Below are 19,027 nucleotides of genomic sequence, written 5' to 3'. Positions count from 1 at the left end.
ATGCTGCATTGCTTCCGTCCCACCACCCTGGCGCTGGCCCTGCTGCTCGGCGCGGGCGCGGCCCAGGCTGCCGACGCCCCGGCCGACGCCGCGCCACTGGCCAACGGTAGCAGTGCCCCGCTGCCCCTCGACGAGCTGCGTACCTTCGCCGAGGTTCTCGACCGGGTGAAGGCCGCCTATGTCGAGCCAGTGGACGACAAGACCCTGCTGGAAAACGCCATCAAGGGCATGCTCAGCAACCTCGACCCGCACTCCGCCTACCTCGGCCCGGAGGACTTCGCCGAGCTGCAGGAAAGCACCAGCGGCGAGTTCGGCGGTCTGGGCATCGAGGTCGGCAGCGAAGACGGCTTCATCAAGGTGGTCTCGCCGATCGACGACACCCCCGCGGCCCGCGCCGGCATCCAGCCCGGCGACCTGATCGTGCAGATCGACGGCAAGCCGACCAAGGGCCAGTCGATGACCGAAGCGGTCGACAGCATGCGCGGCAAGGCCGGCTCCGCGATCACCCTGACCATCGTCCGCGATGGCGGCAGACCGTTCGACGTCGAACTCAAGCGCGCCATCATCAAGGTCAAGAGTGTCAAGAGCCAGGTCCTCGAACCCGGCTACGCCTACCTGCGCATCACCCAGTTCCAGGTCAACACCGGCGAGGAAGTGGTCAAGGCGCTGAACCAGCTGCGCAAGGACAACAAGGGCCGTCTCAAGGGCCTGGTCCTGGACCTGCGCAACAACCCCGGCGGCGTGCTGCAGTCCGCCGTCGAGGTAGCCGACGCCTTCCTCACCAAGGGCCTGATCGTCTACACCAAGGGCCGCATCGCCAACTCCGAGCTGCGCTTCAGCGCCGACCCGGCCGATCCCAGCGACAAGGTTCCGCTGGTGGTGCTGATCAACGGTGGCAGCGCCTCGGCGGCGGAAATCGTCGCCGGTGCCCTGCAGGACCAGAAGCGCGCGATCCTGATGGGCACCGACAGCTTCGGCAAGGGCTCGGTGCAGACCGTGCTGCCGCTGAACAACGACCGCGCCCTGAAGCTCACCACCGCGCTCTACTACACCCCCAACGGGCGCTCCATCCAGGCCCAGGGCATCGTTCCGGACATCGAAGTCGGACGCGCCAAGGTGACCCAGGAGCGGAGCAGCTTCGAGGGCTTCAAGGAAGCCGACCTGCAGGGCCACCTGGCCAACGGCAACGGCGGCGCCGACCGCCCCACCGGCAAGCGTGCCGCGCCGAGCGAGCGCCCGCAGGATTCCGACTACCAGCTCAGCCAGGCCCTTAGCCTGCTGAAAGGCCTGAGCGTCACCCGCGGCAACTGATGTCGGCGTTTCGCGTTGCCCTGCTGGGCCTGTGCCTGCTGTTCAACCAGGCCCAGGCCCGCCAGGACCCCGTCCCCTACCAGCGCCCGCCGCTGCTGACCGTGGTCATCGATGACCTCGGGCAGAACCTGGCACGCGACCGCCGGGTTCTCGACCTGCCCCCCGGCGTAACCCTGGCGATCATCCCGGAAACCCCGCATGCCGCCGAACTGGCCCGCGAGGCGCACCAGCGCGGGCGCACGGTGATCCTGCACATGCCGATGGACCCGGCCGGCGGTCCCTACGCCTGGCGGCCGGAGCTGACCCAGGAAGAGCGTGCGCGGCGGCTGGACGCGGCGCTGGCCAAGGTGCCGTTCGTGCAAGGCCTGAACAACCACGAGGGCAGCCGCATGACCGCGGTGCGCCCGGCGATGGCCTGGCTCGCCGAGGAACTCCAGCGTCGCGGCCTGTACCTGGTCGACAGCCGCACCAGCGCCGCCACCGTGGCCGCCAGCGAGGCGCAGCGGATCGGCCTGGCGAGCGTCTCGCGCGATGTGTTCCTCGACAACGAAGCCACACCGGAAGCGGTCTCCGCACAACTGCAGGCCGGCGTCGCCCTGGCCCGCAAGCAGGGTTCGGCGTTGCTCATCGGCCACCCGCACAAGGCCACCCTCGACGTGCTGGCGCGGGAGCTGCCGAAGCTGCGCGCCCAGGGCATCGAGCTGGTACCGCCGCAGATGCTCATCGGCGAGCGCGGCAACCGCAACGTCAACCCACGCCAGGCGCCGCACTGAAGCCGGGTTTACCGGCGTCGCGGCAGCGGTTAAGGTGACGTCCTCGTCATTCCTGCACGGACGCACCGATGGCCCGCCCTTCCCCTCCCATGCCCCTGCTCGCCGCCGCCCTGCTGGTCGCAGGCGCGATTCCCCTCGGTTTCATCTGGATCCTCACCAGCGCCAAGTTCGAGATAGGCGGCGCCAGCCCCGGCGAGAGCACCGTCGGCAAGGTCGAGAACATCGACCAGCGCGCCATGGAGCAATTCTGCACCGGCGTGCGGGCGACGCCCGCCGGCACCTGGCTGGTAGGCCGGCGCGAGGTCGGCCGCGACGAGCAGGCTCTGCCCGAGGGCGTCATCGACCTGGACCTGGTGGCGGCCGCCCAGCCCAGGGAAGAAGAGTCCGAACCCCACCTCTTCAACTTCCTCAACGGCATGCTGCTATCCGGCGGCGATCCGGAAACCACCTATGTCTCGCGCCTGGGCGCGGACGGCGTGTTCCACGAAGTGGCGCGGCTCGGCGAGACCGCCTGCCTGGAAGTCACGCCGGACGGTTCCAGCGTCTTCCTGCTCACCGGCCTGCGGCGCCCGGGCAAGGACAACGGTCAGCGCGAGCAGACAGTGGTGCTGCGCAGCGACGACCAGGGCAAGAGCTGGCGGCGGCTCGAGGAAGGCTTCATGGCCGAGGCGAATCGACTGGGCTGGGCTCTCGCACCGCGCTTCCACGGCAAGGACGAAGTCTGGGTCTGGGGTGATTTCGAATACGGCGGTGCCGATGGCGGCCAGGAACCCGGCCAGCCGAGCGGGCTGTTCTATTCGCCCGACCGCGGCGCCAGTGTCGAGTCGATCGCCACCTCCGCGCCGCTGCTGGTCGACCTCGCCTACGCCCGCGAGTTGGCGCCGAACGGCGTCAGCTGGGGCGACTACAACGGCAAGCACGGGCAGATCAAGGCACACGTCGCCCAACTGGACGCGGAGCGCGCCGCGATCTGGGTAAGCCAGACCTTCCGCTATGGCCCACCCGAGGGGCGCTACCTGACCAGCTCGATATTGGTCACCACCCAGGCCGAACTGCGCCGCGAGGGCGGACGCTGGCAGATGGGCGCGATCCGGCGCACCGACGGCGTGGCCGTCGAGCGCCTGGAACAGAACATGGACGGTCGGGTGATCGCAGTGCTCGACCACCCCGACGAATCGCGCTCGCTGATCGCCGAGCTCGATCGCGACGCGCTCGAATGGAAGATCACCGGCAAGCTGCCCAGCCCGTTCTGGCCCCTGCCGTCCAGTTCCGGGCTGCGCGAGTTCTACATGGGCAGGAATGTGCTGCTGGCCAACACCATGAGCCACTACGAAGTGCCGCTGTGGCTGTATCCCGACGAAGAGCCGGCGAGCGTCTCCGCCAACGCGGTGTACTACTCGGACGACTGGGGCTCATCCTGGCGCCGCCTGGACATCGCCGGCTACCTCGGCGTGCTCGGTTTCGACGAGGCGCACGACCGGGTGTTCTGGGCCCGCGGCAACTGGTACGACAGCCGCGACCTCGGCGTCCAGGCCTACGACCTGAACTGAGCCCCCTCGCCGCGCCGGCGGAGGGGCGCCCGCCAGTCAGAGGTAGTTGGCGACGGCTTCGTCGACGAAGCCTTCCTGGCGCATCTGCTCCAGGGCCTTTTGCAGGCGCTCCACCACCTCGTCCGGAGTGTCCTTGTTCAACGCCAGGTAGAGCTTGGCCTCGTTGAAACGCAGCACCGTCTGCAGGCCGGACACGCCTTCCTGCTTGGCCAGGTAGCGGCCGACCGGATCGGTGGTGGCCCACAGGTCGATCTGCCCGCCGGTAAGCTTCTTCACGTTTTCCTGGTCGCGCAGGGCGTTGATCACCGGGATGCCCTGGGCCTCCAGGTGCTGGCTGACCGCGTCGTTCTTGTAGGCGCCGAGCTTGTAGCGGGCGGCGTCCTTGAGATTCTTCACGGCGATCTTGCTGCCGGCCGGCGCCAGCAACACCCAACTGGTGTCGGCCAGCGGGCCGACCCATTTGAACTGCGGCACCCGCTCGGGGGTGTAGGTCATGGAGAAGAGCCCGTAGCCGGGCTTGTCCAGGGTCAACCGGTACAGGCGGTCCCAGGGGAAGCGCAGGCTCAGGGAATAGCCGATGCCGGCGCGCCTGAACATCTCCCGGACGATGTCGGCACTGATGCCGTCGATGCCGTCGTCGCGGGCGAAGTTCTTGTCGTCCACCGCCATGTTGAAGGGCGGGAAGTTCTCGGTCAGCAGCACCACCTTGTAGTCGGCGGGCAATTCGGCACGGGCCGCGGAGGCCCCCAGCAACACCCCCAGGATCAGGGTCTGGATCAGGACTTTCAGCATGGTCACACCGCTCGCTTGGTTATCGTTATTGGCTAGCGGCATCCCTGCGTCAGGACGAAATACCTGGCTCGTCGGCCTTCCATGGCATTGCCGGCGGGGCCGGCAAAGGCGTTTCCCCGCCCGGCCCCCTGTTGGCCGGACGGAGCGAATCAGAGATAGCTGTTGAGGATGTCCTCGACGAAGCCTTCCTTGCGCATGCCGTCCAGGGCTGCCTGGAGCTTCTGCACCACTTCGTCGGGAGTCTCGCGGTTGAGCGCCAGGTACAGCTGGTCGCTGTTGAAGCGCAGCACCGTCTTCAGGCCGGTCACGCCTTCCTGCTTGGCCAGGTAGCGCCCGGCGGGATCGCCGCTGGCCCAGAGGTCGATCTGGCCCTTGACCAGCTTCTGCGCGTTTTCCTGGTCGCGTAGCGCCAGGTCGGCCTCGAAACCGTTCTTGCCGAGGAACTCGGCGATGGCATCGCCCTTGTAGGCGCCGATCCGGTATTTCTTCGCCTCGTCCAGGCTGCCCAGGGTGATCGGGCTGTCGCCCTTGGCCAGCAGCACCCAGTCGTCCGGGCCGATCGGACCGACCCACTTGAACTTGTCCTCGCGCTCGGCCAGGCGGGCGGTGACGAACACCCCGTAGCCGGGCTTCTCCAGCGCCAGCTTGTAGATGCGGTCCCAGGGGAAACGCAGGGTCAGGCTGTACTTGATGCCGGCGCGCTTGAACATCTCGCGGACGATATCCACGGCGATGCCGTCGATGTTGTCTTCCTGGGCGAAGTTCTTGCCGTTGATCGCCATGTTGTACGGCGGGAAGTTCTCCGTGAGCAGGACCATGCTGTAGTCGGGATCGGTTTCGGCGCGCGCGCCGCCGACCAGCAGCAGGGTTGCGAGCAGCGCGAAGAGCAGGCTTCTTTGCATTGTTGTCATCCTGTCAGGGGCCTGGAGCGAGGCAGAATAACCAGCGCCGCGCCGCCAGGCCAGCCTTTTGCCAGCATCGCCGGCGAGGCGTCAGTAGCGCTCGCGGATCTGCTTCAACAAGCCTTCGCTGCGCAGCGCGTCGACCGCCGTTTGCAACTTCTGCACCAGCTCGTCCGGGGTGTCCTTGTTCAGCGCCAGGAACAGCTCGGCGGTATGGAAACGCTGGACCACCTTCACCTCCTTGAGGCCCTCGCGCTGGGCGACGTAGCGCCCGCTCGGATCGGCGGTGACCCAGAGATCGATCTGCCCACTGGCCAGCTTGTCGACGTTCTCGTTGTCGCGCAGCGCCAGTTGCACCTGCAGGCCGCGGTCGACCAGGTGCTGACTGATGGCGTCGTTCTTGTAGCCGCCGATCCGGTAGCGCGCGGCGTCTTCCAGGCTGTTCAGGTGGATGCTGCTGTCGCCGCGGGCCATCAGTACCCAGTCGTTGACCGCCAGCGGGCCGACCCACTTGAACTTGTCCTCGCGCTCCGGCGTACGGGCGGTGGAAAACACGCCATAGCCGGGCTCGCTCAGCGCCTGCTGGTAGACCCGGTCCCAGGGGAAGCGCAGGATCAGCTGGCACTCGATCTGCGCGCGCTCGCAGGCGGCGCGCACGGTATCGGTGCTGATGCCGCTGATGCCATCGTCCTTGGCGTAGTTGCCGCCGTTCACCGCCATGTTGAACGGCACCAGGTTCTCGGTCAGCAGGACCAGGGTTTCGGCGCGCGCCAGGGCGCTAGCGCATAGCAGGGCCAGGCTGCCGACGCAGCCGAGAGCCAGACGGAAGATGGACATGGAGGACTCCCTGTCGGTCGCAATGTTTGTCGTTATGGCAGGGCATCGGCGCTCTAGCGGCACCTGATGCGGGGGGCGAGACTGTACCTGAAAGAAAGCCGCGCGAGTGTCGACTCGCGCTCAGGAATGGCTAGCCGATCACCGGCCCTGTGCGCTGCGGCGCAACGCGCCTCAGCGCACCACGATACCGCGGCTGGCCAGGTAGGCCTTGGCTTCCGGCACGGTGTACTCGCCGAAGTGGAAGATGCTCGCCGCGAGCACCGCGTCGGCCTTGCCCTCGAGGATGCCGGCGGCCAGGTGCTCCAGGTTGCCGACGCCGCCGGAAGCGATCACCGGCACGTTCACCGCCTCGCTGATGGCGCGGGTCACGCCCAGGTCGTAACCGCTCTTCACGCCGTCCTGGTCCATGCTGGTCAGGAGAATCTCGCCAGCGCCCAGGTCTTCCATCTTCTTCGCCCAGAGCACGGCATCCAGCCCGGTGGGCTTGCGCCCGCCATGGGTGAAGATTTCCCAGCGCGGCGCCTCGCCCGGGGCGGAAACCTTCTTCGCGTCGATGGCGACCACGATGCACTGCGAGCCGAAGCGGTCGGCGGCCTCACCGACGAACTCGGGGTTGAACACCGCGGCGGTGTTGATCGAGACCTTGTCCGCGCCGGCATTCAACAGGTTGCGGATGTCCTGCACGCTGCGTACGCCGCCGCCCACGGTCAGCGGAATGAACACCTGGCTAGCCATGCGCTCGACGGTATGCAGGGTGGTGTCGCGCCCGTCGACGCTGGCGGTGATATCGAGGAAGGTGATCTCGTCGGCACCCTGCTCGTCGTAGCGGCGAGCGATCTCGACCGGGTCGCCGGCGTCGCGGATGTTCTCGAACTTGACGCCCTTGACCACTCGGCCGTTGTCCACGTCGAGGCAGGGGATGATGCGTTTTGCCAGTGCCATGCGGTTCGCCTCAGGCCTTGAAGTTGTCGCACAGCGCCTGGGCTTCGGCCACGTCCAGGGTGCCTTCGTAGATCGCCCGGCCGGTGATGGCGCCGATGATCCCCGGGGTGCGGGCGTCCAGCAGCTTCTGGATGTCGCCGAGATTGTGGATGCCGCCGGAGGCGATCACCGGGATCCGCGTGGCATTGGCCAGCGCGGCGGTAGCCTCGACGTTGCAGCCCTGCATCATGCCGTCCTTGGAAATATCCGTGTAGACGATGGCGGACACCCCGTCGGCCTCGAAGCGACGAGCCAGGTCGATCACCTGGACTTCGCTGACCTCGGCCCAGCCGTCGGTGGCGACGAAACCGTCCTTGGCATCCAGGCCGACGATGACCTTGCCCGGGAAGGCGCGGCAGGCCTCGCCGACGAACTCAGGCTGCTTGACCGCCTTGGTGCCGATGATGACGTAGCTGACGCCGGCGCGAACGTAATGCTCGATGGTTTCCAGCGAGCGGATGCCGCCGCCGATCTGGATCGGCAGGTCCGGGTAGCGACGGGCGATGGCGGTGACCACCTCGCCGTTGACCGGCTTGCCTTCGAAAGCGCCGTTCAGGTCCACCAGGTGCAGGCGGCGGCAACCGCCATCGACCCATTTGGCGGCCATCGCCACCGGATCGTCGGAGAAGACCGTGGCGTCTTCCATCAGGCCCTGGCGCAGACGCACGCAGGCGCCGTCTTTCAAGTCGATCGCGGGAATGATCAGCATCGGTGAACCCTGTTCAAGTCTGTATTCGGTGGACAGGCGCGCGGAAACTCAACTCTTTTCCAGCGCCCAGACATCGCTCTCGATGCTTTCGAACCGTTCCTTCAGGTACGACTGCACGTCGAGGATGGCCTTGTTGTAGAAGTACGGGGCGAACTCGCGGGCGAAGAAATCGAGCAGTTCCTCGGCTTCGAAGGAACCCAGCTCCAGTTCGAAGCGGTCCTCCATGAAGCGCTTGATCGCCAGTACCGCGTCCTGAGTCTGCGCGGCGTCCAGCTGGAGGATCGGCGTATTGCTCTTCGCCCTGGCCATGACCTACCAGCGCCCGTCCCAGGCCACGAAGTTCTGCAGCAGTTGCAGGCCGTGGGTATGGCTCTTTTCCGGGTGGAACTGCACGGCGAAACGCGAGCCTTCGGCCAGCGCGGCGGCGAAATCGACGCCGTAGTGCCCGTGCCCCACCACCTGGCGCGGGTTACCGGCCTCGATGTAATAGCTGTGCACGAAGTAGAAGCGCGCCTGGTCGGGAATCTCGTGCCACAACGGGTGCTCCACCGCCTGGCTCACCTGGTTCCAGCCCATGTGCGGCACCTTCAGGTGCTCGCCGGCTTCGTGCAGGTCCTTGCCGAAGAAGCGCACCTGGCCGGGGAACAGACCGATGCAGTCGACCCCGTCGTTCTCCTCGCTGCGCTCCAGCAATGCCTGCATGCCGACGCAGATGCCGAGGAACGGGCGGTCCTGGCTGACCTCGCGGACCAGGGCGTCGAAGCCCAGGCGGCGGATCTCGGCCATGCAGTCGCGGATCGCGCCAACCCCGGGGAACACCACCCGGTCGGCCTCGCGGATCACCGCCGCGTCGCTGCTAACCAGCACCCGGCCGGCACCGACGTGCTCAAGGGCCTTGGCCACCGAGTGCAGGTTGCCCATGCCGTAGTCGATCACGGCTACCGTCTGCATCACAGGCACCCTTTGGTCGACGGCATCTGCCCGGCCATCCGCTCGTCCAGCTCGATGGCCATGCGCAGCGCGCGGCCGAAGGCCTTGAACACGGTCTCGATCTGGTGGTGGGTGTTGTGCCCGCGCAGGTTGTCGATGTGCAGGGTCACCTGGGCGTGGTTGACGAAGCCCTGGAAGAATTCCATGAACAGGTCGACGTCGAAGCCGCCGACGCTGGCACGGGTAAAGGGAACGTGCATCTGCAGGCCGGGCCGCCCGGAGAAGTCGATGACCACCCGCGACAGCGCCTCGTCGAGGGGCACGTAGGCGTGGCCGTAGCGGCGGATGCCCTTCTTGTCGCCGATGGCCTTGGCGAAGGCCTGGCCGAGGGTGATGCCGATGTCCTCGACGGTGTGGTGATCGTCGATATGCAGGTCGCCCTTGCACTCGATGTCCAGGTCGATCAGGCCGTGGCGGGCGATCTGGTCCATCATGTGGTCAAGGAAGGGAACCCCGGTATCGAACCGGGCCTTGCCGGTCCCATCCAGGTCGATGGAGACCTTGATCTGGGTCTCCAGGGTGTCGCGCGCGACGGATGCCTTGCGTTCGGCCATCACCAGCTCCACAGCTAACACTGCACGTAATTATAAGAGGGCCAGCATTATAGGCAGGCCCGGGCTGGCGCTGCCAGCCGCGACCGTCGGCGCGAATCGCCCCACGGGCGGCGGGCCAGGCCTTACACTGCGCTCCTTTCTTCCCGCCGCGGAGAGCCGCATGCCCGTGATCGTCGAAACCCTCGCCCAACCCAGCGCCCAGGATCGCCTGGACCTGGCGAAGATCTACGCCGACGCGCCGGACTGGCTGTTCGCCCCGCATGCCGACGGCGCGGCGCTGGTCGCGGCCGGGCTGGCCGCCGGCGAGCTGATCGCCGGGCGCTTCAACGACCGCCTGCTGGGTGCCGCCCTGCTGCGGCGCGGCGACGACGCCTGGCAGCTGTCGCACCTTTGCGTGCGCGGCATCACCCGCGGCCGCGGGGTCGGCCGACGCCTCCTCGACGAGGCCCGGCGCCTGGCTGCCGAAGCCGGCAAGCCGCTGCGCCTGGTCGCCCCGGACGGGCACCTGGAGGCCCGTGCCCTCGCGGCACGCCACGGGCTGCCGCTGGACAGCCTCTGATATGCTCGGTGGCGGTCCCCGCCACGGAGCTTCGCCATGTCCTTTTCCTCCGCCGAACGCGCCGCCCTGCTTGCCCTCAAGGGGGTCGGCCCGACCGTGCTGCAACGCCTGGAGCAGATGGGCCTGGACAGCTTCGTCCGGCTGCGCGACTGCGACGCCGCGAGTATCCTCGCCCAGGGCGCGGCCCTGACCGGCTCCAGTTGCTGGAAGAACAGCCCGCAGGCGCGGGCAGCGATCGTCGCCGTGCTGCAGCGCGCAGCCAGCGACGCATGAACGACGTCGACGTACTGGTAGTCGGCGCCGGCGCCCTCGGCCTGGCCTGCGCCGCGCGCCTGGCCGAAGCCGGCCACGGCGTACTGGTGGCGGAGCGCGAACGGCTGGTCGGTAGCCACACCTCCAGTCGCAACTCCGAAGTGATCCACGCCGGCCTCTACTACCCGCCCGGCTCGCTCAAGGCCGATCTCTGCCTGGAAGGCCGCGAACGCCTGTACGCCTGGTGCGCCCGCCACGGCGTCGGCCACCGGCGCATCGGCAAGCTGCTGGTGGCGGTGGAGGAAAACGAGCGCGAGAGGCTCCAGGCCCTGGCGGCCAACGCACGCGCCTGCGGGGTCGACGACCTGATGCCGCTGGACGGCACCACGCTGCGCGCGCTGGAGCCCCAGGTCCGCGGGGTCGCCGCCCTGCTCTCGCCGAGCACGGGAATCATCGACAGCCACGCCTACCTGCAATCGCTGCAGGCCGTCGCCGAACGCCACGGCGCACAACTGGCGCTGGACACCCGGGTCGACCGCCTGGAGCGCCACGCCGGCGGCTGGCGCGCCGAAGGACAGAGCGTCGGCGAAGCGTTCCGGTTGCGCGCGGGCTGGGTGGTCAATGCCGGCGGCCTGTTCGCCCAGGCGCTGGCGCAACGCACCGAAGGCCTCGATCCGCGCCTGGTGCCGGCGCTGCACCTGTGCCAGGGGCGCTATTTCTCCTACAGCGGCCGCTCGCCGTTCCGCCACCTGGTCTACCCGATGCCCGAGGCGCGCACCGCCGGGCTCGGCATCCACGCCACCCTCGACCTCGGCGGCCAGTTGCGCTTCGGTCCCGACGTGAATTACGTGGACAACCTCGACTACCGCGTCGACGAATCCCTCCGCCCCGCCTTCGCCCAGGTCATCTCGCGCTACTTCCCCGGCATCGATCCTCGGCGCCTGGCCGCCGGCTACGCCGGCATCCGGCCCAAGCTCGGCGGGCCGGGGGAACCCGCCGCCGACTTCATCATCCAAACCCCTGCCGAACACGGCCTGCCCGGCCTGGTCAACCTGTTCGGCATCGAGTCGCCCGGCCTCACCGCCAGCCTGGCGCTCGCCGAACGGGTCGCTCGCGCACTCTGAGACGAGGTTTCGCCGCGCGCAGGGTCGGCCTGGCAAAACGGCGTTGTTATACTCGCCCGCACATTCACCGCTGCCAGTACAAAGGATTCGTCCATGAAAGCATTCGGCAAGGTCCTGGGGCTGTTCTTCCTGGGACTCTTACTGCTCGTCGTGGCCCTGGGCTTCGCCCTGACCCACCTGTTCGATCCCAATGACTACAAGGACGAAATCCGCCAGATCGCCCGCGACAAGGCCAACCTGGAGCTGGACCTGAAGGGCGACATCGGCTGGAGCCTGTTCCCCTGGCTGGGCCTGGAGCTGCACGACACCAGCATCGCCAGCGCCGCCACGCCGACCAAGCCGTTCGCCGACTTGCAGATGCTCGGCCTGTCGGTGCGGGTCCTGCCGCTGCTGCGCAAGGACGTGCAGATGAGCGCGATCCGCGTCGAAGGCCTGAGCCTGGACCTGGTCCGCGACAAGCAGGGCAAGGGCAACTGGGAAAACATCGGCAAGCCGGCCCAGCCCCAGGCCCCGGCCGCTCCTTCCGCCACCCCGCCGGCAGCGGACGGCAAGGGCGCCCAGGCGCAGGCACCGGAGCAGGCGCCGCAGAACGACAGCCCGCGCACCCCGATCAAGCTCGACATCGACAGCCTCAATGTCAACAACGCCCGCGTCACCTACACCGACGAAGCCAGCGGCAAGCAGTACAACGTCGAGGGCATCGAGCTGAGCACCGGCGCCATTCGCGAAGGCAGCAGCATTCCGCTGAAGCTCAACGCCTACCTCGGCACCAACCAGCCGGTGGTACGGGTCAAGACCGAGCTGACCGGCAACCTGCGCTTCGACACCGCGCTCAGGCGCTACCAACTGGAAGACGCCAGGCTCTCCGGCGAAGCCTCGGGCGAGCCGCTGCAAGGCAAGACCGCCACCTTCTCCGCCCAGGGCCAGTTGCTGCTCGACCAGTCGGCGCAGATCGCCGAGTGGAACGGCCTGAAGCTGAGCGTCAACCAGTTGCGCGCCCTCGGTGAACTGAAGGCCCGCGAGCTGGACAAGGACACCAAGTTCAGCGGCGGCCTGTCGATCGCGCCGATGAACCTGCGCGAGTTCCTCGCCGGCATCGGTGTGACCCTGCCGGCCATGGCCGATGCCAACACCCTCGGCAAGTTCGAGCTGAACACCCGCCTGGCCGGCAGCCGCAACAGCCTGAATCTCGAAGACCTCAAGCTGGGTCTGGACGACACCGCCTTCAGCGGCCGCTTCGGCATCGCCGATTTCGCCAGGCAATCGCTGCGCGCCCAGCTCAAGGGCGACAAGCTCGACCTCGACCGCTACCTGCCGGCCAAGGCCAAGCAAGCCCAGGATGCCGCCAGCGCCACGCGCAAGGCGGAAGTCGACGCCACCGTGGCCAGTGCCGCCCAGGGCAACACGCCGCTACCGGAAAAACCGACCAGGCAGGCCTGGAGCGACGCGCCGCTGCTGCCCATCGCGACCCTGCGCAAGCTCGACCTGGACGTGGCGCTGAACTTCGGCCGGCTGACCGTCGAGAAGCTGCCGATCGACGACGCCAGCCTGAAGCTGCGCGGCCAGGGCGGCGTGATCAGCCTCGACGACATGCGCGGCGGGCTGTACAACGGCCGCTTCAACGCCAAGGCCAACCTCGATGTACGCCAGGACAGCGCCGTGCTGACCGCCACCAAGCACATCGCCAACGTGCCGGTGGAGCGCCTGCTCGAAGCCCAGGGCAAGAAACCGCCGGTGAAGGGGTTGCTCGACCTCGACGCCGACATCCGCACCAGCGGCAACAGCGAGAAATCCTGGATCGACCATCTCAACGGCAACGCACGCTTCAGCCTGATCAACGGCGTGCTGCCCGACGCCAACCTGGAGCAACAGCTCTGCCAGGGCATCGCTACCCTCAACCGCAAGGCCCTTGCCGGTACTCACGGCGGCAAGGACACGCCTTTCCGCGAGCTCAAGGGCAGCCTGAACTTCACCAACGGCGTGGCCAGCAACCCTGACCTGAAAGTGGCCATTCCCGGCCTGGCGGTCAGCGGCCACGGCGATATCGACCTGCGCGTGCTGGGCATGGACTATCGCATCGGCGTGGAGATCCAGGGCGACAAGAGCGACATGCCGGACCCGGCCTGCCAGGTCAACCAGCGCTACGCCGGCATCGAATGGCCGCTGCTCTGCCGCGGCCCGCTGGAACTCGGCGCCAAGGCCTGCCGCCTGGACAAGGAAGGCATGGGCAAGGTCGCCGCGAAACTGGCCGGCAATCGCCTCAACGAAAAACTCGAAGAGAAGCTCGGCGACAAGGTCAGTCCGGAGCTGAAAGACGCACTCAAAGGGCTGTTCAACCGCAAATGACACCTGAAGGCTTCAACGGCGCGGTCCTCGACTGGTACGACCGTCACGGTCGCAAGGATCTGCCCTGGCAGCAGGGCATCACCCCCTACCGGGTGTGGGTCTCGGAAATCATGCTGCAGCAGACCCAGGTCAGCACCGTGCTCGGTTACTTCGACCGTTTCATGGCAGCGTTGCCCGACGTCGAGGCACTGGCCGCGGCGGCCGAGGACGAAGTCCTGCACCTGTGGACCGGGCTCGGCTACTACAGCCGTGCGCGCAACCTGCACAAGACCGCGCAGATCGTGGTCGAGCGGCATGCGGGGGAGTTCCCCCGCGACGTCGAGCAACTCGCCGAACTGCCCGGTATCGGCCGCTCCACCGCTGGAGCCATCGCCAGCCTGTCGATGGGCCTGCGCGCACCGATCCTCGACGGCAACGTCAAGCGCGTACTGGCGCGCTACCTGGCGCAGGACGGCTATCCCGGCGAACCGAAGGTGGCCAGGGCGCTGTGGGAAGCCGCCGAACGCTTCACCCCGCACGCACGGGTCAACCACTACACCCAGGCGATGATGGACCTCGGCGCCACCCTCTGCACGCGCAGCAAGCCCAGTTGCCTGCTTTGCCCGCTGGTCTCCGGCTGCCGCGCGCACCTGCTCGGCCGCGAAGCCGATTATCCGCAGCCCAAGCCGCGCAAGGCGTTGCCGCAGAAGCGCACGCTGATGCCGATCCTGGCCAACCGCGACGGCGCCATACTGCTCTACCGGCGGCCTTCCAGCGGACTCTGGGGCGGGCTCTGGAGCCTCCCCGAACTGGACGACCTCGACGGCCTCGAACCGCTCGCCGCGCGCCATTCCCTGGCCCTCGGCGAGCGCCGCGAACTGAGCGGCCTGACCCATACCTTCAGTCATTTCCAGCTCGCCATCGAGCCCTGGCTGGTGGCGGTGGAAGGCGCTCCGCGCGCCGTGGCCGAGGGCGACTGGCTCTGGTATAACCTCGCCACCCCGCCGCGCCTGGGCCTCGCCGCTCCGGTGAAGAAGCTGCTCAAGCGCGCAGAACAGGAACTCGGACGCGGCACGGCCGCGTGAATGCCGGGCCCGCGGGCCCGGCGGCAACTGCAGGAGAACGACCATGAGCCGCACCGTGATGTGCCGCAAATACCACGAAGAGCTGCCCGGCCTCGACCGCCCGCCGTATCCTGGCGCGAAGGGCGAGGACATCTACAACAACGTGTCGCGCAAGGCCTGGGACGAGTGGCAGAAGCACCAGACCATGCTGATCAACGAGCGTCGCCTGAACATGATGAACGCCGAGGACCGCAAGTTCCTCCAGCAGGAGATGGACAAGTTCCTCTCCGGCGAGGACTACGCCAAGGCCGACGGCTACGTGCCGCCATCCGCCTGACCCCCACCCCGCCCGACGGAGGCCGCCATGACCCCATCCCTCTCTGGCCTGCCTCCGATCCGCACCGCGCTGATCGGCTACGGCTTCGCCGGCAAGACCTTCCACGCCCCGCTGATCCGCGCGGTACCGGCGTTGTGCCTGGAGCACGTGGTCTCCCGCGACCCTGGGCGGGTGCACGCCGACCTGCCCGAAGCCCGGGTCAGCGCCGATCCGGATGAGGCCATCGAGGCCGCCGACATCGACCTGGTGGTCATCGCCTCGCCCAATGCCACCCACGCCAGCCTCGCCGAACGGGCCTTGCGCGCCGGCAAGCACGTGGTGGTGGACAAGCCGTTCACCGTCACCCTGGCCGAAGCCCGGCGCCTCGCCGACCTCGCCCGTGAACGGCCTGGGCAGGTCCTCTCGGTGTTCCAGAACCGGCGCTTCGACAGCGACTTCCTCGCCGTGGAGGCCGCCCTGCAGGCCGGCAGCATCGGCCCGGTGCGCTACTTCGAGTCGGCCATCGAGCGCTTCCGTCCGCAGGTCCGCGACCGCTGGCGCGAACACGACCTGCCCGGCTCCGGGCTGTGGTTCGACCTCGGCCCGCACCTGCTCGACCAGGCACTGTGCCTGTTCGGCGTACCGCAGCGTGTGCACGGACACCTGCGCCGGCTGCGCGAGGGCGCGCTGACCGACGACTGGTTCGAGGTCCTGCTCGATTATCCGCACTGCCAGGTAGCGCTGCGCGCCAGCATGCTCGCCGCCAATCCGGCGCCACGCTTCAATGTGCACGGCGACCACGGCAGCCTGCTCAAGGCCGGCGCCGACATCCAGGAAGCGCAACTGCTCCAGGGACTGCACCCCGGTTCCGCCGGCTGGGGCCGCGATCCCGACCTGCTGCAGCACATCGATGGCCAGGGCCTGCGCCAGTCGCTGGTCACCCCGGCAGGCGACCAGAGCCGCTACTACCAGGCGCTGGCCGCCGCCATCCGCGGCCAGTCGCGCAACCCGGTGTCGGCGCAACAGGCCTGCGCGCTGATGGCCCTGCTGGAGTTGGCACGACGCTCCGCCGAGGAAGGCCGAAGCCTGCCGGTGGAGCTGCGCGACGAGGAACGCCAGGCCTGGAACTGAGGCCCGGCAGTCCGGCGGAAACCGCGAGGGGATCGTAAGGCGTTAAAAAACAAAAAAAATTTCTTCGCCGGTGTTGACACTGCCGCGCTAAACCCGTTTAATTGCGCCCCGTTGCCCAGGTAGCTCAGTTGGTAGAGCAGGGGATTGAAAATCCCCGTGTCGGCGGTTCGATTCCGTCCCTGGGCACCATGAATACGACGAAAAGGCTCACCTCCGGGTGGGCCTTTTTGCTTTCCGCCGTTCGCCTAGACGTGCTGCCCGCCGTTGACGTGGATTTCCGCGCCATTCACGTAGGATGCGCCGCTGGTGCAGAGGAAGTAGATCAGCGAAGCGATCTCCTCCGGCCGGCCGAGGCGGTGCAGCGGGATGCTGCGCTCGACGATCTCCTCGGTGCCCGGCGACAGGATCGAGGTGTCGATCTCCCCCGGCGCGATGGCGTTCACCCGCACCCCATGCGGGCCGAAGTCGTGGGCCATCTCGCGGGTCAGCGCGGACAACGCCGCCTTGGAAGTGGCGTAGGCCACCCCGGCGAACGGATGCACCTTCGAGCCGGCGATGGAGGTCACGTTGATCACCGTTCCCTGCGCCGCCTTCAGCTCGGCGAACAGGCCGCGCGCCAGCAGCGCGGTGGAGAACAGGTTGACGTTGAACACCCGCAGCCAGGTGGCGTAGTCGGTTTCCAGCACACCGAGGCGCTCGCCGCCTTCGCCCTTGGGCGAGATGCCGGCATTGTCCACCAGCGCGTGGAGCCGGCCGTCGCCAAGCTTCTCGCGGATCAGTTCCAGGCTGGCCTCGACGCCGGGAATGTCCTCCAGGTCCAGATGGATGTGGTTTTCCTCGCCGTCCGCCCAGGGACATTCGCTGGCCCAGCTCTGCCGCGACGCGGTGAACACCCGCCAACCCGCGGCATTGAAGTACTTCACCGTGGCATGCCCGATACCGCGGCTCGCCCCGGTCAGCAACAGGGTCTTTCTCTCCGCCATACGCCCTCCGTGAAGGCCTGCTGGAATGAACGCGACTCGCACAGCCTACAAGGAATGACGAATCGCCGCGGCGGATCTTTCGCCCATCCCGGCGAACGGCCGAGCGTGAGCCAGGCAGTGCCGATAGACTAGGCGGACCTTGTCCGGACCCCCGATCGATGCTGAAGAAAAGCTTCAACTCCCTGCTCACCACCTGGCTCGCCGGCCTGCTGGTGATGCTGCCGCTGGTACTCACCCTAGCCTTGCTGGCCTGGGTGGTCAGCTTGCTGAACCGCTTCGTCGGGCCATCCAGCCTGATCGGTCGCGGCTTCGCCGCCATCGGCCAGCCGCTCGCCGGCGATTCGCCACTGGCCTACCTGCTCGGTACCGCGCTACTGCTGGTAGCCATCTACCTGCTTGGCCTCGGCGTACAGCTAGGCCTGAAGCGGCCGCTGGCCAACCTGTTCGACCTGACCCTGCGGCGCACCCCGCTGATCGGCAACCTGTACAACCTGGCCGACCGTTTCGTCGGCCTGCTGGACAAGAAGCAGGACGCCGACATCGCCGCGATGAGTCCGGTGTGGTGTTTCTTCGGCGGCGACGGCGCCGCCGTGCTGGCGCTGATGCCCAACCCCGAAGCGGTGGAACTGGACGGCCGCGCGCACTACGCGATCCTGGTGCCGACCGCGCCGATCCCGGTGGGCGGCGGCCTGCTCTACGTTCCGGTGGAATGGGTGAAACCGGCACAGATCGGCATGGACACCTTCACCAGCATCTATGTGTCGATGGGCATCACCCCACCGCCGCCGCTGGCCGCCGCCAAGGTGCTGGCGGAGCCGCGCGCGGAGCAGCCGCCGGCGGCTCCATAGGCGGTCCCGCATGCCCGGGAACGGGGCGCGCACCGACCTCCAGGCTCTGCTTCAGGTCAGGGTTCGCCAGGAGTTTTCTTCGAAAGCCGACAGTTTTGTTCCTACGCGACAGCGCACTGCAGCGATGCGACAAGATGCCGCCAACCCCGCTCCAGAGGCACGCAGCCTGCTTGGCTCCGGTTGAAGCGCTGTGCTAGCTTGCCTTCGCCAGGAAGGCCCTTCCAATCCGAATAACAAGAGGAAAATCCATGGCCGAGGCCACCCCCGCACTGGAAATCCGTAACCTGCACAAGCGCTACGGCGACCTCGAAGTGCTCAAGGGCATCTCCCTCACCGCCCGCGACGGCGACGTGATCTCCATCCTCGGATCGTCCGGCTCGGGCAAATCCACCTTCCTGCGCTGCATCAACCTGCTGGAGAACCCGCACCAGGGCCAGATCCTGGTCTCCGGCGAAGAGCTGCGCCTGAAGAAGAGCAAGAACGGCGACCTGGTCGCCGCCGACAGCCAGCAGATCAACCGGCTGCGCAGCGAACTCGGTTTCGTCTTCCAGAATTTCAACCTGTGGCCGCACATGAGCATCCTCGACAACGTGATCGAGGCGCCACGTCGCGTACTGGGCAAGAGCAAGGCCGAAGCGATCGAGATCGCCGAGGGCCTGCTGGCCAAGGTCGGCATCGCCGACAAGCGCCACAGCTATCCCGCGCAACTTTCCGGCGGCCAGCAGCAGCGCGCGGCCATCGCCCGGACCCTGGCCATGCAACCCAAGGTGATCCTGTTCGACGAGCCCACCTCGGCGCTCGACCCGGAAATGGTACAGGAAGTGCTTAACGTGATCCGTGCGCTCGCCGAAGAGGGCCGGACCATGCTGCTGGTCACCCACGAAATGAGCTTCGCCCGCCAGGTTTCCAGCGAGGTGGTATTCCTCCACCAGGGCCTGGTAGAAGAGCAGGGAACGCCGCAACAGGTTTTCGAAAACCCCCAGTCGGCGCGCTGCAAACAGTTCATGTCCAGCCACCGCTAACGGA

The 19,027-nt window shown here is 67.6% G+C and carries 21 protein-coding genes and 1 tRNA gene; 13 read left to right on the top strand and 9 right to left on the bottom strand.

The features are described from left to right. The 3 genes from cptA (at window position 1) to HMPREF3014_RS30305 (ending at window position 3,634) form a co-directional block, all read left to right on the top strand. Window positions 1-1,311 carry a proteolytic complex protein CptA gene (gene cptA, locus HMPREF3014_RS30315; protein WP_003123646.1) on the top strand — a complete coding sequence of 437 codons (1,311 nt, stop codon included), beginning with the start codon at window positions 1-3 and terminating at the stop codon, window positions 1,309-1,311. Then, window positions 1,311-2,084, top strand: a complete 774-nt coding sequence (locus tag HMPREF3014_RS30310) for a divergent polysaccharide deacetylase family protein (protein WP_003096069.1) — start codon at window positions 1,311-1,313, stop codon at window positions 2,082-2,084. The genes cptA and HMPREF3014_RS30310 overlap by 1 nt, the downstream gene beginning before the upstream one ends. A gap of 68 nt (window positions 2,085-2,152) precedes the next feature. Beyond that, entirely contained in the window at window positions 2,153-3,634 is a 1,482-nt protein-coding gene (locus HMPREF3014_RS30305; RefSeq protein ID WP_003123647.1) for a hypothetical protein, read from the top strand. 36 nt (window positions 3,635-3,670) lie between these two features. On the opposite strand, the gene HMPREF3014_RS30300 is transcribed toward HMPREF3014_RS30305, so the two are convergent. The 8 genes from HMPREF3014_RS30300 to hisB form a co-directional block, all read right to left on the bottom strand. Beyond that, complete coding sequence (locus tag HMPREF3014_RS30300) at window positions 3,671-4,426, bottom strand: substrate-binding periplasmic protein (RefSeq protein ID WP_003096075.1); 756 nt, start codon at window positions 4,424-4,426, stop codon at window positions 3,671-3,673. Between the two features lie 149 nt (window positions 4,427-4,575). Next, window positions 4,576-5,328 carry a substrate-binding periplasmic protein gene (locus HMPREF3014_RS30295; protein WP_003106330.1) on the bottom strand — a complete coding sequence of 251 codons (753 nt, stop codon included), beginning with the start codon at window positions 5,326-5,328 and terminating at the stop codon, window positions 4,576-4,578. 90 nt (window positions 5,329-5,418) lie between these two features. Next, window positions 5,419-6,165 carry a substrate-binding periplasmic protein gene (locus HMPREF3014_RS30290; RefSeq protein ID WP_003106332.1) on the bottom strand — a complete coding sequence of 249 codons (747 nt, stop codon included), beginning with the start codon at window positions 6,163-6,165 and terminating at the stop codon, window positions 5,419-5,421. A 171-nt stretch (window positions 6,166-6,336) separates the two neighbouring features. Next, window positions 6,337-7,107 (bottom strand): imidazole glycerol phosphate synthase subunit HisF, encoded by a 771-nt coding sequence (hisF, locus tag HMPREF3014_RS30285; protein WP_003106334.1) that lies wholly within the window; start codon window positions 7,105-7,107, stop codon window positions 6,337-6,339. Window positions 7,108-7,117: 10 nt separating this feature from the next. Continuing rightward, entirely contained in the window at window positions 7,118-7,855 is a 738-nt protein-coding gene (gene hisA, locus HMPREF3014_RS30280; RefSeq protein WP_003106336.1) for a 1-(5-phosphoribosyl)-5-[(5-phosphoribosylamino)methylideneamino]imidazole-4-carboxamide isomerase, read from the bottom strand. A gap of 48 nt (window positions 7,856-7,903) precedes the next feature. Further along, a complete protein-coding gene (locus HMPREF3014_RS30275; protein ID WP_003112624.1) occupies window positions 7,904-8,164 on the bottom strand; it encodes a DUF2164 domain-containing protein in 261 nt (86 codons plus the stop codon). Between the two features lie 3 nt (window positions 8,165-8,167). Beyond that, window positions 8,168-8,806, bottom strand: a complete 639-nt coding sequence (gene hisH, locus HMPREF3014_RS30270; protein WP_003096087.1) for an imidazole glycerol phosphate synthase subunit HisH — start codon at window positions 8,804-8,806, stop codon at window positions 8,168-8,170. Continuing rightward, complete coding sequence (gene hisB, locus HMPREF3014_RS30265) at window positions 8,806-9,399, bottom strand: imidazoleglycerol-phosphate dehydratase HisB (RefSeq protein WP_003096088.1); 594 nt, start codon at window positions 9,397-9,399, stop codon at window positions 8,806-8,808. Before hisB ends, hisH begins: the two co-directional genes overlap by 1 nt. Window positions 9,400-9,559: 160 nt before the next feature. Between hisB and HMPREF3014_RS30260 the strand changes: the two genes are divergently transcribed. The 8 genes from HMPREF3014_RS30260 (at window position 9,560) to HMPREF3014_RS30225 (ending at window position 16,359) form a co-directional block, all read left to right on the top strand. Beyond that, entirely contained in the window at window positions 9,560-9,958 is a 399-nt protein-coding gene (locus HMPREF3014_RS30260; RefSeq protein WP_003112623.1) for an acetyl-CoA sensor PanZ family protein, read from the top strand. Window positions 9,959-9,994: 36 nt separating this feature from the next. Next, window positions 9,995-10,231 (top strand): hypothetical protein, encoded by a 237-nt coding sequence (locus HMPREF3014_RS30255; RefSeq protein WP_003112622.1) that lies wholly within the window; start codon window positions 9,995-9,997, stop codon window positions 10,229-10,231. Next, window positions 10,228-11,334: an NAD(P)/FAD-dependent oxidoreductase gene (locus HMPREF3014_RS30250; protein ID WP_003112621.1), complete on the top strand. Its 1,107-nt coding sequence runs from the start codon at window positions 10,228-10,230 to the stop codon at window positions 11,332-11,334. The genes HMPREF3014_RS30255 and HMPREF3014_RS30250 overlap by 4 nt, the downstream gene beginning before the upstream one ends. 93 nt (window positions 11,335-11,427) lie before the next feature. Beyond that, the gene (locus HMPREF3014_RS30245; RefSeq protein WP_003105535.1) at window positions 11,428-13,680 is read left to right on the top strand and encodes an AsmA family protein; all 2,253 of its coding nucleotides are present in this window, start codon (window positions 11,428-11,430) and stop codon (window positions 13,678-13,680) included. Then, entirely contained in the window at window positions 13,677-14,744 is a 1,068-nt protein-coding gene (gene mutY, locus HMPREF3014_RS30240; protein ID WP_003110600.1) for an A/G-specific adenine glycosylase, read from the top strand. The genes HMPREF3014_RS30245 and mutY overlap by 4 nt, the downstream gene beginning before the upstream one ends. Before the next feature lie 43 nt (window positions 14,745-14,787). Continuing rightward, on the top strand, window positions 14,788-15,060 hold the full coding sequence (locus HMPREF3014_RS30235) for an oxidative damage protection protein (protein ID WP_003096100.1): 273 nt from the start codon (window positions 14,788-14,790) through the stop codon (window positions 15,058-15,060). Between the two features lie 27 nt (window positions 15,061-15,087). Next, entirely contained in the window at window positions 15,088-16,170 is a 1,083-nt protein-coding gene (locus HMPREF3014_RS30230; protein WP_003112619.1) for an oxidoreductase, read from the top strand. Window positions 16,171-16,283: 113 nt separating this feature from the next. Further along, a tRNA-Phe gene (locus HMPREF3014_RS30225) sits at window positions 16,284-16,359 on the top strand. 56 nt (window positions 16,360-16,415) lie between these two features. Here the strand turns inward: HMPREF3014_RS30225 and HMPREF3014_RS30220 are convergent. Further along, window positions 16,416-17,153, bottom strand: a complete 738-nt coding sequence (locus HMPREF3014_RS30220; protein ID WP_003096148.1) for an SDR family NAD(P)-dependent oxidoreductase — start codon at window positions 17,151-17,153, stop codon at window positions 16,416-16,418. A gap of 158 nt (window positions 17,154-17,311) precedes the next feature. Between HMPREF3014_RS30220 and HMPREF3014_RS30215 the strand changes: the two genes are divergently transcribed. Beyond that, entirely contained in the window at window positions 17,312-18,001 is a 690-nt protein-coding gene (locus tag HMPREF3014_RS30215; protein WP_003105540.1) for a DUF502 domain-containing protein, read from the top strand. Window positions 18,002-18,249: 248 nt separating this feature from the next. After that, window positions 18,250-19,023, top strand: coding sequence for an ABC transporter ATP-binding protein (locus HMPREF3014_RS30210; protein ID WP_003096153.1), 774 nt, complete (start codon window positions 18,250-18,252; stop codon window positions 19,021-19,023). Window positions 19,024-19,027: the final 4 nt, after the last annotated feature.

Origin of the sequence: Pseudomonas sp. HMSC065H01, assembly GCF_001815235.1 — a bacterium.
Lineage (GTDB): Bacteria > Pseudomonadota > Gammaproteobacteria > Pseudomonadales > Pseudomonadaceae > Pseudomonas > Pseudomonas aeruginosa.
The sequence above is the reverse complement of the archived record's forward strand: the minus strand, read 5'-3'. Positions and strand labels throughout refer to the sequence as shown.

Coding starts and splice junctions, on each gene's coding strand:
- HMPREF3014_RS30310 (WP_003096069.1), top strand. CDS start 1,311: ATGTCGGCGTTTCGCGTTGCCCTGCTGGGCCTGTGCCTGCTGTTCAAC.
- hisF (WP_003106334.1), bottom strand. CDS start 7,107: ATGGCACTGGCAAAACGCATCATCCCCTGCCTCGACGTGGACAACGGC.
- hisB (WP_003096088.1), bottom strand. CDS start 9,399: ATGGCCGAACGCAAGGCATCCGTCGCGCGCGACACCCTGGAGACCCAG.
- HMPREF3014_RS30255 (WP_003112622.1), top strand. CDS start 9,995: ATGTCCTTTTCCTCCGCCGAACGCGCCGCCCTGCTTGCCCTCAAGGGG.
- HMPREF3014_RS30305 (WP_003123647.1), top strand. CDS start 2,153: ATGGCCCGCCCTTCCCCTCCCATGCCCCTGCTCGCCGCCGCCCTGCTG.
- HMPREF3014_RS30250 (WP_003112621.1), top strand. CDS start 10,228: ATGAACGACGTCGACGTACTGGTAGTCGGCGCCGGCGCCCTCGGCCTG.
- HMPREF3014_RS30300 (WP_003096075.1), bottom strand. CDS start 4,426: ATGCTGAAAGTCCTGATCCAGACCCTGATCCTGGGGGTGTTGCTGGGG.
- HMPREF3014_RS30230 (WP_003112619.1), top strand. CDS start 15,088: ATGACCCCATCCCTCTCTGGCCTGCCTCCGATCCGCACCGCGCTGATC.
- HMPREF3014_RS30235 (WP_003096100.1), top strand. CDS start 14,788: ATGAGCCGCACCGTGATGTGCCGCAAATACCACGAAGAGCTGCCCGGC.
- HMPREF3014_RS30295 (WP_003106330.1), bottom strand. CDS start 5,328: ATGCAAAGAAGCCTGCTCTTCGCGCTGCTCGCAACCCTGCTGCTGGTC.
- HMPREF3014_RS30210 (WP_003096153.1), top strand. CDS start 18,250: ATGGCCGAGGCCACCCCCGCACTGGAAATCCGTAACCTGCACAAGCGC.
- HMPREF3014_RS30290 (WP_003106332.1), bottom strand. CDS start 6,165: ATGTCCATCTTCCGTCTGGCTCTCGGCTGCGTCGGCAGCCTGGCCCTG.
- HMPREF3014_RS30215 (WP_003105540.1), top strand. CDS start 17,312: ATGCTGAAGAAAAGCTTCAACTCCCTGCTCACCACCTGGCTCGCCGGC.
- HMPREF3014_RS30220 (WP_003096148.1), bottom strand. CDS start 17,153: ATGGCGGAGAGAAAGACCCTGTTGCTGACCGGGGCGAGCCGCGGTATC.
- HMPREF3014_RS30260 (WP_003112623.1), top strand. CDS start 9,560: ATGCCCGTGATCGTCGAAACCCTCGCCCAACCCAGCGCCCAGGATCGC.
- hisA (WP_003106336.1), bottom strand. CDS start 7,855: ATGCTGATCATTCCCGCGATCGACTTGAAAGACGGCGCCTGCGTGCGT.
- cptA (WP_003123646.1), top strand. CDS start 1: ATGCTGCATTGCTTCCGTCCCACCACCCTGGCGCTGGCCCTGCTGCTC.
- hisH (WP_003096087.1), bottom strand. CDS start 8,806: ATGCAGACGGTAGCCGTGATCGACTACGGCATGGGCAACCTGCACTCG.
- mutY (WP_003110600.1), top strand. CDS start 13,677: ATGACACCTGAAGGCTTCAACGGCGCGGTCCTCGACTGGTACGACCGT.
- HMPREF3014_RS30275 (WP_003112624.1), bottom strand. CDS start 8,164: ATGGCCAGGGCGAAGAGCAATACGCCGATCCTCCAGCTGGACGCCGCG.
- HMPREF3014_RS30245 (WP_003105535.1), top strand. CDS start 11,428: ATGAAAGCATTCGGCAAGGTCCTGGGGCTGTTCTTCCTGGGACTCTTA.